The 12,151-nt window shown below is 52.1% G+C and carries 12 protein-coding genes and 1 pseudogene; 7 read left to right on the top strand and 6 right to left on the bottom strand.

Annotation, left to right across the window (positions count from 1 at the left end; all coding sequences use genetic code 11):
* Positions 1-46 precede the first annotated feature (46 nt).
* Complete coding sequence (gene sodC, locus FDX11_RS13590) at positions 47-574, top strand: superoxide dismutase [Cu-Zn] SodC (RefSeq protein ID WP_042308639.1); 528 nt, start codon at positions 47-49, stop codon at positions 572-574.
* Here the strand turns inward: sodC and FDX11_RS13585 are convergent.
* The 3 genes and pseudogenes from FDX11_RS13585 to FDX11_RS13575 form a co-directional block, all read right to left on the bottom strand.
* A pseudogene (locus tag FDX11_RS13585) lies at positions 550-2,590 on the bottom strand (FUSC family protein). The gene sodC and the pseudogene FDX11_RS13585 sit on opposite strands and share 25 nt — an antisense overlap.
* Positions 2,587-3,450, bottom strand: coding sequence for an HlyD family secretion protein (locus FDX11_RS13580; RefSeq protein ID WP_137398053.1), 864 nt, complete (start codon positions 3,448-3,450; stop codon positions 2,587-2,589). The pseudogene FDX11_RS13585 and the gene FDX11_RS13580 overlap by 4 nt, the downstream one beginning before the upstream one ends.
* A 2-nt stretch (positions 3,451-3,452) precedes the next feature.
* Positions 3,453-3,689, bottom strand: coding sequence for a DUF1656 domain-containing protein (locus FDX11_RS13575; protein ID WP_038640388.1), 237 nt, complete (start codon positions 3,687-3,689; stop codon positions 3,453-3,455).
* 192 nt (positions 3,690-3,881) lie between these two features.
* Here FDX11_RS13575 and slyA point away from each other — a divergent pair, with 192 nt between their 5' ends.
* Positions 3,882-4,322 (top strand): transcriptional regulator SlyA, encoded by a 441-nt coding sequence (gene slyA / locus FDX11_RS13570; RefSeq protein WP_019076732.1) that lies wholly within the window; start codon positions 3,882-3,884, stop codon positions 4,320-4,322.
* A gap of 46 nt (positions 4,323-4,368) precedes the next feature.
* On the opposite strand, the gene slyB is transcribed toward slyA, so the two are convergent.
* Positions 4,369-4,836, bottom strand: a complete 468-nt coding sequence (gene slyB, locus FDX11_RS13565) for an outer membrane lipoprotein SlyB (protein WP_003029175.1) — start codon at positions 4,834-4,836, stop codon at positions 4,369-4,371.
* 273 nt (positions 4,837-5,109) lie between these two features.
* Between slyB and anmK the strand changes: the two genes are divergently transcribed.
* From anmK to pdxY, 5 genes are all read left to right on the top strand, one after another.
* A complete protein-coding gene (gene anmK, locus FDX11_RS13560; protein WP_137398052.1) occupies positions 5,110-6,231 on the top strand; it encodes an anhydro-N-acetylmuramic acid kinase in 1,122 nt (373 codons plus the stop codon).
* A gap of 93 nt (positions 6,232-6,324) precedes the next feature.
* Positions 6,325-6,648 carry a C-type lysozyme inhibitor gene (gene mliC / locus FDX11_RS13555; protein ID WP_042308632.1) on the top strand — a complete coding sequence of 108 codons (324 nt, stop codon included), beginning with the start codon at positions 6,325-6,327 and terminating at the stop codon, positions 6,646-6,648.
* Between the two features lie 59 nt (positions 6,649-6,707).
* Positions 6,708-7,364, top strand: coding sequence for a pyridoxamine 5'-phosphate oxidase (gene pdxH, locus FDX11_RS13550; protein ID WP_137398051.1), 657 nt, complete (start codon positions 6,708-6,710; stop codon positions 7,362-7,364).
* Positions 7,365-7,490: 126 nt separating this feature from the next.
* The gene (tyrS, locus tag FDX11_RS13545) at positions 7,491-8,765 is read left to right on the top strand and encodes a tyrosine--tRNA ligase (RefSeq protein ID WP_032939770.1); all 1,275 of its coding nucleotides are present in this window, start codon (positions 7,491-7,493) and stop codon (positions 8,763-8,765) included.
* Between the two features lie 64 nt (positions 8,766-8,829).
* Entirely contained in the window at positions 8,830-9,690 is an 861-nt protein-coding gene (gene pdxY, locus FDX11_RS13540; RefSeq protein WP_137398050.1) for a pyridoxal kinase PdxY, read from the top strand.
* A 73-nt stretch (positions 9,691-9,763) separates the two neighbouring features.
* Here the strand turns inward: pdxY and gstA are convergent, their stop codons facing one another.
* Together gstA and dtpA are read right to left on the bottom strand one after the other, a co-directional pair.
* Positions 9,764-10,369: a glutathione transferase GstA gene (gene gstA, locus FDX11_RS13535; protein WP_042308627.1), complete on the bottom strand. Its 606-nt coding sequence runs from the start codon at positions 10,367-10,369 to the stop codon at positions 9,764-9,766.
* A gap of 104 nt (positions 10,370-10,473) precedes the next feature.
* The gene (gene dtpA / locus FDX11_RS13530; protein WP_042308624.1) at positions 10,474-11,979 is read right to left on the bottom strand and encodes a dipeptide/tripeptide permease DtpA; all 1,506 of its coding nucleotides are present in this window, start codon (positions 11,977-11,979) and stop codon (positions 10,474-10,476) included.
* Positions 11,980-12,151 lie beyond the last annotated feature (172 nt).

The following is a 12,151-nucleotide window of genomic DNA, read 5'->3' as shown; positions in this document are numbered from 1 at the left end:
CACTGGTTTACACTTATCAATCAGACACCTTTTAGACGGAGGTCTTATGAAGCGTTTGAGTTTAGCCATTATTACCTTACTGGCCTGTGCAGGTGCGCAGGCTGCCAGTGAAGAAGAAAAAGTAACGATGAATCTGGTGACGTCGCAAGGCGTCGGCCAGGCGATTGGTACTGTCTCAATTACTGAAACCGGGAAAGGGCTGGAATTTACCCCCGATTTGAAAGCGTTGCCGCCGGGTGAACATGGTTTCCATGTGCATGCCAACGGCAGTTGCCAACCGGCGATTAAAGACGGGAAGGCTTCAGCGGCGGAATCAGCGGGAGGGCATTACGATCCTCACCAAACGGGTAAACACGAAGGCCCGGAAGGTGCAGGTCACATGGGTGACCTGCCGTTGCTGGTGGTGAATAACGACGGTAACGCCACAACACCGGTCGTTGCGCCGCGGCTTAAATCCCTGGATGAGATAAAAGGTAAGGCGCTGATGATTCACGTGGGCGGCGATAATATGTCCGATCAACCGAAACCGCTTGGCGGTGGCGGAGCGCGCTACGCCTGCGGCGTTATCAAATAGTCAGCTGCTTAGCGTACCCGGTGGTGGCGCCTGTTCAAGCTGTGACAGGGAGCAGTGCAGCCGCCAGACGAGGGCCGACAGCTCTTGTGCTGCAGGTTGATGATGGTGGGCGAGCGTATCGCAGATACGCTGTAGCTCGCTTAGCGTGGCATTCAACGGTCGTTGTTGGACGCCGCGCTCACTCATCACGTCGCGTAGCAACGAGATACACACATCCCTGACGCGAGCCAGCGGATCTGAGCGTGCCTCCCAGGTACGCAGTTGCCACACCACATGCGAGCAGTTCAGCAAGACAACCCCCCAACGTAATAACCAACGCCTCGCCAGCGCATCCTGACTGTTACTCAGCTGGCTGACGTGATGATAGGTCAACGACTCAAATTCATTCTCACTGAGTGCAGGATGTCGGCTGAGCTGATCGACAAAATCCCGACGCAGGGCGCGTATATGACGGCGGCTTTTCCGCGCATCCGATCCGGGTCGTAGAATAGCGAATGCCAGCCATGACAATGCCACGCCGGTGATTTTCGCCAAATTGTCATTCAGAAAATCAGCAAAGTCGTATACCGGGGGATTCGTTACCGCGATGAACGATCCCATAAACACGATAAGCTGCCCCCAAAGCCCCGCCAGCGCAGGCATTTGTAGTTTTAACAGCTGCATGGTGGCGAGGAGCGGGAAGAGAAACAGGATGAACTGCCAGAGATCGGTAATTTGTACCATCAAACCAAACTTGACCACAAAGCTAAACAGCGACAGCAGAACCAACGTGCGCATTAACAAGGAAAGTGATTTGAAGGGCGTGGCAACGGCGGAATACAACACGCTGCTGATGGCCGCGAGCGTGAGTGCGCCAGATCCTGATTCCCATTGTGCGCCAATGCTCCATGCGCCGATAAGCATCAAAGTGCAGAACGTGCGTAACCCGCTCCAGATAGCTTCCGCATTATCGGTATGGCGGGCAAGCCCTGGCGTACGAGCAACATTGATACGTTCGGCGGTAACGCCATTTTCCAGCAAATGCAGGTAATGGCTGCTACGTAAGTAAAGGCGGCAAAAATAGCGCAGCCGTTGCCAGAAGGCGACGTGTCGATAATCGCGGGCATCGATGGGCCGCAGTGGGGCGATAATACGCGCGACGGTATAGCTGTCGGTATTGGATTTGACCAGCGCGCCAAGTAATTGCTCAATGATATCGCGGGTATTAGCGGGAGGATTAGGCCAGTTCAGCAGCATTCTGCGCAGGCTGGAAATCACGCTGGTCATACGTAGCTGCTGATGCAACAGCGAATTGAGTAAGGCATTTTGGCGGCGAAAGCGGTAGTGACTCCAGAACGCCTGTATACGCAACAGGTTCATGGTCAGAATCTGGCCGATAACACCTTCATGTGCCGTGCGGATGGCATCCGTTGTCTCCGGTTGCCAGAGCAAACTGGCATGCTCGAGCAAACGCGTATGCATGTTTTTCAGTGCTGTAAGCAACGTGGTGCCATCGGAGGTGCTGGGTAGGATCATCATCATCATACCCCCACACAAGATACCCACAATGACCTCGCATACGCGGGCCTGCGCGATATCCCATAACTGCGTGATCTCGACGGTATTGACCATCGGAAACGCAATGATCGCCGCCGTGTAACCCGCCAGTTGAAAGGCGTAAGCGACGTTATTAGTAAAATGCGCGCAGGCCCAGGTACAAAAGCCGATCCAGGCTGACATGCTCAGCAGAAAAAGCCACGGTTCATTGAGGGTATGGCCGGCAATAATCAGCGCGGCTGTCGCGCCAAGTAAACTACCGGCAACACGACCCAGGCTTTTGCTGATGACCCCGCCGACGGTAGGGAAACTCACCACTGCCGCCGAGGTCATCGCCCAATAGGGTTCGTCCAGATTCAGATAATAGGCGAAGGTTAACGCCAGACACATCGCAATGGTGTTACGCAGCGCATAACGCCACTGTGCCGGCGTGGCTTTAAACCATGGCCAATTGCCTGGCGTCAGGTGGGGCAGTTTCATTTACGCTGGCCGATGGAGACGCTACAGGTGGTACCTGAAACCAGCGTGACATTCTGCGGCAAAGCGTCAAATTCGATGCGCACAGGGACACGCTGTGCCAGACGTACCCACGGCACGTTTGGCTTGATGTCAGGAATCAGGCCGGAATCGCTTTCTACACTTTGGTCATAAATCGCGCGACCGATACTGGAGACGTGACCCTGTAACTTAACGTTGCCGCTGTAGAGCGTAATTAACGCCGGTGCGCCTTCGCGTATGTGACGCAACTTAGTTTCTTCAAAATACCCCATCACATAAAAAGAGTGGCTGTCGACAAGAGCAAACAGCGGCTTACCGGTTGAGGCGTAGTCGCCGGTGCGGGTTGAAAGGTTGGTGACCCAGCCCGCTACGGGCGCTTTGACGACCGTTTGCGACAATTGCCATTGCGCCTGGCGCAAACTGGCCTCGGCTGCTTCAACGCTTGCCTGCATCGCTTTTACGTTGAGGTTGGCGGTATCCAGATCTTCGGCTGAGATATAATTTTGCGATAAGTGACGACGGCGATTGGCTTCGTTATTCGCTTTTGCCAGATCGGATTGTGCTTTCGCCAGCTGTGCTTGCGCATTCAGTTCAGCAATGTGAAACGGCGTCTTGTCGATAGTAAACAGGACATCCCCTTTATTCACGAATTGGTTATCTTTTATATTGAGTTCATTAATGCTGCCCGAAACCTGCGGTGTGATGCTGACCTGCTCTGCACGCACTTTGCCATCACGTGTCCAGGGCGACTGCATATAGTAATTCCACATCCACCATCCGGCAAAAACTGCGATTGCAGCGACTATAATGGTTGAGAAGTATTTAATGGTTTTGAGCGACATAATCACCACACAATCAGCATAACAAAGGCCAGACCTACGCTAAGCGTAAAGAGAGACAGATCCATCAACAGGGGATGCCAGATCTCACCGGAATAAATCCAGTCGCGCAGCAGGCGATGAACAACCAACCAGAGAATAAACCCTGCGACAAACGCCTTGAAAATGGGAGGGAAGTAGACAGATGCACCGATCATTAAATCTTGTAGGGGCAATCCTGTTGCATTAAACATAAACTTCACGGGCAAAATCCTTGACGGAAGAGAGCATTGCTATAGGTTTAGCAAAAAAGAGACGATGAGTCTCTGTAACACATAATGTCTGAAAAAATGTCAACCGGTAAGCAAATTTGGCAATACATTTGTTTTGAGAATACAAATGCTGCACACTATTCTAAAATCAGCACAATAACTTAGCAAGCTAATTATAAGGAGATGAAATTGGAATCGCCATTAGGTTCTGATCTGGCACGGTTGGTGCGCATTTGGCGTGCTCTGATTGACCATCGCCTGAAACCTCTGGAGTTGACGCAGACGCATTGGGTTACGCTGCACAACATTCATCAGTTGCCGCCGGATCAATCTCAGATCCAGCTGGCTAAAGCGATTGGCATCGAACAGCCTTCGCTGGTACGTACGCTCGACCAGTTGGAAGAAAAGGGACTCATTTCACGACAGACTTGCGCCAGCGATCGTCGGGCAAAGAGAATTAAACTGACTGAGAAAGCCGAACCACTGATCGCAGATATGGAAGCGGTTATCAACAAGACACGTGGAGAGATTCTGGAAGGGATTTCAGCTGAGGAAATTGATCTGCTGATTAAACTGGTCGCCAGACTGGAACACAATATTATTGAACTGCAGTCGCAGGGCTGAGACGAGAGATGACGTGTGGCCAGTGCCTGACCACACGTAAATTCGATTAACGTGGAGACACGGTAACCTGGCTGCCGTTGTTCGCCATAACAACGCGCTGACCAGCAGAGAATTTGGTCGCGCCCTGCTTCTGAACCACCATAATGGTATTACCATCATCCTTACGGATTTCCAGTTCGACACCCTGGGTTTTATTCATCGCGCCTTGTACGCCCTGACCCGCGACGCCACCGGCAACTGCGCCAGCAGCCGTCGCTAATGAACGACCCGTACCGCCGCCGACGGTGTTACCCAGGAACCCGCCGAGCACCGCACCACCGATAGCGCCAATTACGTTAGCGTCATCGCCACCCTGGATTTGCACCGGACGAACATGAACAATCGTACCGTAGGTAACGTTCTGAACTTGTTTCGCTTCGGATGCGGTATATACGTCGCCGGAAAGGCTATCATTGTTCACGCAGCCCGCTAAAGATACGCCCATTAATGAAACAATCAGCACACGTTTAATCATTTACAAATCTCCTTTGTCACCACGAAACGCTAATAACGCCCCATCATGGTTAAATTATATGGCATTTGTGAGCCTGAGGTCACATGTGCCACTGGCACAATATGAAAATCTTAACCGAAATCGGATCAACCGAGTATAAACGAATCATTCATATAATTGATGTAATTAAGCGACCATTGACATGATTTCCTCTCAAAAATCATTCAGGAAGCATGGCATTAGTCTGCACTTTATGGTTGAGTGTCAAGGCTAATTTGCTTAAAAGGATGACGTATGAAATCGGGCCGTTTTATCGGTGTTATGTCTGGAACCAGCCTTGATGGCGTCGATGTTGTGCTGGCGACAATAGATGAAACGATGGTTGCACAGCAGGCGAGTCTGACCTGGCCTATCCCCATTAATGTAAAACAGGCAATTCTGGATATCTGCCAGGGGCAGCAGCTTACGCTTTCTCAGTTTGGTCAACTGGACGCACAACTGGGTTATCTTTTTGCCGAGGCGGTAAATGCGCTGCTGGCAAAGGAAAAATTGAAACCGCAGGATATTGTGGCGATTGGTTGCCACGGACAAACCGTGTGGCATGAACCGAACGGCGCTGCGCCGCACACGCTACAAATTGGTGATAACAATCAGATTGTCGCGCGTACCGGAATAACCGTCGTCGGCGATTTTCGTCGGCGTGATATCGCGCTCGGTGGGCAGGGCGCGCCGTTAGTTCCTGCGTTTCATCAGGCGCTATTGGCCCATCCCACAGAGCGGCGGATGGTACTGAACATCGGCGGAATTGCCAATTTGTCGTTGCTTATTCCGCAACAACCCGTTCGCGGATACGACACCGGGCCGGGCAATATGCTGATGGATGCCTGGGTCTGGCGGCAATGCGGTCAACCCTACGACAAAGATGCGCAGTGGGCCATTTCAGGAACGGTGGTCCTGCCGTTGCTACAAAATATGCTTAACGACCCTTATTTTTCCGCGCCTGCCCCCAAAAGCACAGGCCGTGAGTATTTTAATTACGGCTGGATAGAGCGTCATCTGGCGCAGTTCCCGGGAATCAGCCCACGAGATGTACAGGCGACGCTTGCCGAACTGACGGCAGTCACCATTTCAGAGCAGGTCTTGTTAAGCGGCGGCTGTGATCGACTCATGGTATGTGGCGGCGGAAGTCGTAATCCGCTGCTGATGATGCGTCTGGCAGCATTATTACCAGGTACCGAAGTCACTTCTACCGATGACGCCGGGATTAGCGGCGACGATATGGAAGCGTTAGCCTTTGCCTGGCTGGCGTGGCGAACGTTGGCCGGATTACCGGGAAATTTACCTTCTGTGACCGGCGCGTCAGAGCCGAGCGTGTTAGGGGCGATTTATCCTGCCAATCCACGAACTCAGAGTTAACTGAAATTATTCAGCGCGGTATGCCGGTAAACTAGGGATATTAGGGAGGGTGCCATTACCCTCCGGGACCAGGAAAGTCTTCAGGATAGGGCTATGAAAAAACTGTTGTTAGTATGTCTGCCGGTACTGCTTAGCGGGTGCAGCGTGTACAACCAATTTGTTGAACGTATGCAAACCGACACGCTCGAATACCGTTGTGACGAAAAACCGCTTACCGTGAAGCTGAACAATACGCGCCAGGAAGTGAACTTTGTTTATGATAATCAGCTATTGAACCTCAAACAGGGCATCTCGGCATCGGGGGCGCGCTATACGGATGGTATCTACGTCTTCTGGTCTAAAGGCGACGAGGCAACGGTCTATAAACGAGACAGAATTGTGCTAAATAACTGTCAGTTACAGAACCCGAAGCGTTGAGATTTTCACCTGGGCGGCGCACAATAGCGTCACCCACTGACAATCCGTAGCCTAACATCATGTCTGACAACGACGAATTGCAGCAAATCGCGCATCTGCGCCGTGAATACACGAAAGGCGGTCTTCGCCGCCACGATCTTCCCGCCGAACCCCTTGCGCTGTTTGAGCGTTGGCTGGGGCAAGCTTGCGATGCCAAACTGGCAGACCCTACTGCTATGGTTGTTGCGACCGTCGATGAAAATGGTCAGCCGTATCAGCGCATAGTGTTGCTCAAACATTATGATGACAAAGGGCTGGTTTTCTATACCAACCTCGGTAGCCGCAAGGCGCACCAACTCGAGAAAAATCCCCGTATCAGCCTGTTGTTCCCATGGCATACCCTGGAACGGCAGGTGATGGTGATCGGCAAGGCTGAGCGTTTATCCACGCTCGAAGTCGTGAAATACTTCCACAGTCGCCCACGCGACAGCCAGATTGGCGCCTGGGTATCTAAACAGTCCAGCCGGATCTCCGCTCGCGGCATTCTTGAAAGCAAATTCCTTGAGCTGAAGCAGAAGTTTCAGCAAGGGGAAGTTCCGTTACCCAGTTTCTGGGGCGGCTTTCGCGTGAGTATTGAACAAATGGAGTTTTGGCAGGGCGGCGAAAATCGTCTGCACGATCGTTTTTTATACCAACGTGAAGATAACGCGTGGAAAATTGATCGTCTGGCCCCCTAAAGATGCAAAATTCTTGTTTTAAGCGCTGGTGCTGATCAATCCGGCGCTTTATTCTATGTTTCTTTCGCATCAGGCGAAAAGTCGTGTACCGGCAAAGGTGCAGTCGTTTTATACATGGAGATTTTGATGGCAAGCAGTAACTTGATTAAACAATTGCAAGAGCGGGGGCTGGTGGCCCAGGTGACGGACGAGGAAGCGTTAGCAGAGCGACTGGCGCAAGGCCCGATCGCGCTCTATTGCGGCTTCGATCCTACCGCTGACAGCTTGCATTTGGGGCATCTGGTTCCATTGTTATGCCTGAAACGCTTCCAGCAGGCAGGCCATAAGCCTGTTGCACTGGTAGGTGGCGCGACCGGTCTGATTGGTGACCCGAGCTTCAAAGCTGCCGAGCGTAAACTGAATACCGAAGACACCGTGCAGGAGTGGGTGGATAAAATCCGCAAGCAGGTTGCACCGTTCCTCGATTTCGACTGTGGCGACAACTCGGCGATTGCTGCGAACAACTACGACTGGTTTGGCGGTATGAATGTGCTGACTTTCCTGCGTGATATCGGCAAACACTTCTCTGTTAACCAGATGATCAACAAAGAAGCGGTAAAGCAACGTCTGAACCGTGACGATCAGGGGATCTCCTTTACCGAGTTTTCTTACAATCTGCTGCAGGGCTATGACTTTGCCTGCCTGAATAAACTGCACGGCGTGGCGCTGCAGATTGGTGGTTCTGACCAGTGGGGTAACATTACCTCCGGTATCGATTTGACCCGTCGTCTGCACCAGAATCAGGTATTTGGTTTGACCGTTCCGCTGATCACCAAAGCGGATGGCACCAAATTCGGTAAAACTGAAGGCGGCGCAGTGTGGCTGGATCCGAAGAAAACCAGTCCGTACAAATTCTACCAGTTCTGGATCAACACCGCCGATGCGGACGTTTATCGCTTCCTGAAATTCTTCACGTTCATGGACATTGAAGAGATCAATGCGCTGGAAGAAGAAGATAAGAACAGTGGTAAAGCCCCGCGCGCCCAGTATGTTCTGGCTGAGCAGGTCACGCGTCTGGTTCACGGTGAAGAAGGTCTGGTTGCAGCAAAACGCATTACTGAAAGCTTGTTCAACGGCAACCTGAGCGATTTGAGCGAAGCGGATTTCGAACAGCTGGCGCAGGATGGCGTGCCGATGATTGAGATGGAGAAAGGTGCGGATCTGATGCAGGCGCTGGTGGATTCCGAACTGCAACCGTCTCGCGGCCAGGCGCGTAAGACCATTGCGTCTAACGCGGTGACCATCAACGGTGAGAAGCAATCCGATCCAGAATATTTCTTCCAGGAGAGCGATATCCTCTTCGGGCGCTACACGTTACTGCGTCGTGGCAAGAAGAACTATTGTCTGATTTGCTGGAAGTAAGATTTAGTTAGCAGGGGCGTGGGAAACTACGCCCCTTTATTTTTTCAGGGTTGTGATAAGTAAAATGAAAAATATCCTCGCCATCCAGTCCCACGTTGTTTTTGGTCATGCGGGAAACAGCGCGGCAGAATTTCCGATGCGTCGTCTTGGCGCAAATGTCTGGCCGCTGAATACCGTGCAGTTTTCTAACCACACGCAGTACGGCAAATGGACCGGTTGCGTTATGCCGCCGACACATCTGACTGAAATCGTGCAGGGTATTGCCGATATCGATAAACTCCAGACCTGTGATGCAGTACTGAGCGGCTATCTTGGCTCGGCAGAGCAGGGTGAGCATATTCTGGGTATTGTGCGCCAAGTGAAAGCGGCCAATCCGCGGGCAAAATACTTTTGTGACCCCGTGATGGGGCATCCGGAGAAAGGGTGTATCGTCGCGCCGGGCGTGGCGGAATTTCATGTGCGTCATGCGCTTCCCGCCAGCGACATTATTGCCCCGAACCTGGTTGAGCTCGAAATTCTGTGCGAACATGCGGTTCACAATGTGACTGAAGCGGTGATGGCTGCCCGTGAGCTGATCGCCCAGGGGCCAGAAATTGTGCTGGTGAAGCATCTGGCTCGCGCGGGTATCAGCACCGATCGTTTCGAGATGTTGCTGGTCACGGCTGAACAAGCGTGGCACATCAGTCGACCGTTAGTTGATTTTGGCGCGCGTCAGCCGGTTGGCGTGGGTGACGTTACCAGCGGCTTGCTGCTGGTGAAACTGCTGCAGGGCGCGTCTTTACAGCAGGCGCTTGAGCATGTGACTGCGGCAGTGTATGAAGTGATGATCGCCACCAAAGAAATGCATGAGTATGAGTTGCAGGTGGTGGCCGCTCAGGATCGTATCGCGAAGCCTGAACACTACTTTAGCGCGACGCAGTTGTAATCAACGCCCGATGGCGCTCACGCTTATCGGGTGTACAGGCCGGGTAAGCGCAAGCGCTACCCGGCAACACCAATTAATTCAACCCTTCAGCCTTCAACGCTGCGGCAACCGCCGGGCGTTCAGCCATACGCGCCATATACGCCTCGATATGGCTTAATCCTGCCATATTCAGCTTAACCGCATAAGCCCAACGCAGCACGGTGAACAGATAAGCGTCTGCAATGCTAAAGCGTGGGCCGCAGATCCATTGCTCATCTTTCAGCGATTCATTCACGTACTGCATTTTTTTCTCCAACTGCGCGCGAACGGTTGGCTTGAAGTCTTCCGGCGTATCGGGACGGAACAGCGGGGTAAAGCCTTTATGCAATTCTGTCGCAATGTAGTTTAGCCATTCGATGGTTTTGTAACGGGAGAGACTGCTGGTAGGGGCGAGGAGGTGGCGGTCTGGCACTGTGTCCGCCAGGTATTGCATGATGGCGACGCCTTCGGTCAGTAATGTACCGTCGTCCAGCAGCAGCGCGGGAACTTGTCCTTTTGGGTTTACCGCGAAAAAATCATCGCCGTTTTCCAGACGTTTCTTCATCAAATCGACACCATCCAGCGTGAAATCTTTACCGCTCTCACGAAGTGTGATGTGGGAAGCGAGAGAACAAGCGCCCGGTTTGTAGAACAGTTTCATCGGTAACTCCTTTTGGCTGAGGTTTATCGTATGGTAGTGCTACCTCTGGCAAAAAAAAAGCCGCTAACAACAGTTAGCGGCCTGAAAATGAGTTTCCCTGAGAATTACGCTGTCGCGGCCTTAGAGGCTTTCTCATTAGCGTCATCGTCCTGAGTCATACGATTCAGTTTCGGCGCCGTCAGCAGCATCAGAACAGCGATAACCGCCGTTGCAACACCAATCTGCAGGAACACACGACCGTAGACTTCCAGAGACATCAGCGGGTCAGTCACGTTTTCTGGAACTGCCATCATGTTAGCGACGTAACCGCCGATGATGTTTGCACCGGCAGTGGTCAGGAACCAGCTACCCATGATGAAGCCCATCAGACGTTGCGGAACCAGCTGCGCCACCATGGCCAGACCCAGACCGGAAATCATCAGCTCACCGATACTTTGCAGACCGTAGCAAATGATCAGCCAGTTAACGGAAACGATGCCCGCATCGGTGGCGAATTTCGCACCCAGCGGCAGGATCAGGAACGCACCGGAGCACAGCACCATACCAATCGCGAACTTGGTCGGCATCGGCAGCGTATCACCCATCTTGTTATAGATAGCGGCGAGGATTGGGCTACCAATGATGATCCAGAACGGGTTCAGCGCCTGGTACTGCTCAGGTTCAAAAGCAATGCCCAGAATAGAGTGTTCAACGTTACGAATCGCAAAGAAGTTCAGTGAGGTCGGCATCTGGCTGTACAGCACGAAGAAGATAATCGCTTCCAGCATCAGAATGAAGGCGACGATCATTTTACGACGCGCAGCACCGTGCATGGTGAAGGCTTCTTTACCGAAGATAAATACGATACCAATGGCAATCACACCCAGAACCATACGGGCGATTTCCTGGTTGTGCAGCAGCCAGGTCGCAATCGCGATCAGAACCACAACGCCAGCGATGGTCAGCAGCAGGTTACGGAAGTTGATCGGCTCAAAGTCAGGTTTAGAACCGTACTGTTTAACCCAGCGCTGACAGAATGCGAAGTTAACCACGGTGATCAGCATACCTACGACGCTCAGCGCGAACGCGGTGCTCCAGCCGTAACGCGCAGCTAACCATGGCGTTGCCAGCATAGAGAAGAATGAACCGATGTTGACGGACATATAGTACATGGTAAATGCACCATCAAGACGCGGGTCATCTTTTGCATAGCAGGTAGAGAGCAGGGAGGATGGGTTGGCTTTAAACAGGCCGTTACCGACCGCGATGGCCGCCATGCCCATATAAACAATACCAGCATCGTGACCGGACCATGCAACCAGCGCATAACCGATGGCCAGAACAATGGCGCCCAGCATAATGACACGTTTTGTTCCCAGAACTTTATCACCTAACCAGCCGCCGATGGCAACCAGACCATACACCAGTGCGCTAAAGGACGAGAAAAGGGTGATGGAATCCGCTTCTGACATACCCAGTTGCTTAACCAGGTAGACGGCCATAATCCCTTGCAGGCCGTAATAACCAAAACGTTCCCACAGCTCTATCGAGAAAATGAGATAGAACGCTTTCGGTTGTTTGAAGGCGTTTAAACTAACGCTTTCTGTTGGTTTATTGTTTGCAGTAGACACTTTTACCTCTTTTTTTACATCCCATATCAACGGGGGTGTTCAGGTACGTGATGAATCAAGTTCATCCGTCCGATTGTTATAGTGGGAGGGGAAACGGCAAGTAATGTTCACTATCTTGACCATTCAGACAAGTGGTTTGTAATAATCTGTTACATATATCCTGGGTGGTGAA

This window comes from Citrobacter sp. wls714 (assembly GCF_005281025.1).
GTDB lineage: Bacteria > Pseudomonadota > Gammaproteobacteria > Enterobacterales > Enterobacteriaceae > Citrobacter > Citrobacter werkmanii.
The sequence above is the reverse complement of the archived record's forward strand: the minus strand, read 5'-3'. Positions and strand labels throughout refer to the sequence as shown.

Bases quoted from the DNA above. Each gene is read 5' to 3' on its own strand.
- slyA (WP_019076732.1), top strand. From the start codon at position 3,882: ATGAAATTGGAATCGCCATTAGGTTCTGATCTGGCACGGTTGGTGCGC.
- pdxH (WP_137398051.1), top strand. From the start codon at position 6,708: ATGTCTGACAACGACGAATTGCAGCAAATCGCGCATCTGCGCCGTGAA.
- slyB (WP_003029175.1), bottom strand. From the start codon at position 4,836: ATGATTAAACGTGTGCTGATTGTTTCATTAATGGGCGTATCTTTAGCG.
- tyrS (WP_032939770.1), top strand. From the start codon at position 7,491: ATGGCAAGCAGTAACTTGATTAAACAATTGCAAGAGCGGGGGCTGGTG.
- pdxY (WP_137398050.1), top strand. From the start codon at position 8,830: ATGAAAAATATCCTCGCCATCCAGTCCCACGTTGTTTTTGGTCATGCG.
- FDX11_RS13580 (WP_137398053.1), bottom strand. From the start codon at position 3,450: ATGTCGCTCAAAACCATTAAATACTTCTCAACCATTATAGTCGCTGCA.
- anmK (WP_137398052.1), top strand. From the start codon at position 5,110: ATGAAATCGGGCCGTTTTATCGGTGTTATGTCTGGAACCAGCCTTGAT.
- sodC (WP_042308639.1), top strand. From the start codon at position 47: ATGAAGCGTTTGAGTTTAGCCATTATTACCTTACTGGCCTGTGCAGGT.
- gstA (WP_042308627.1), bottom strand. From the start codon at position 10,369: ATGAAACTGTTCTACAAACCGGGCGCTTGTTCTCTCGCTTCCCACATC.
- mliC (WP_042308632.1), top strand. From the start codon at position 6,325: ATGAAAAAACTGTTGTTAGTATGTCTGCCGGTACTGCTTAGCGGGTGC.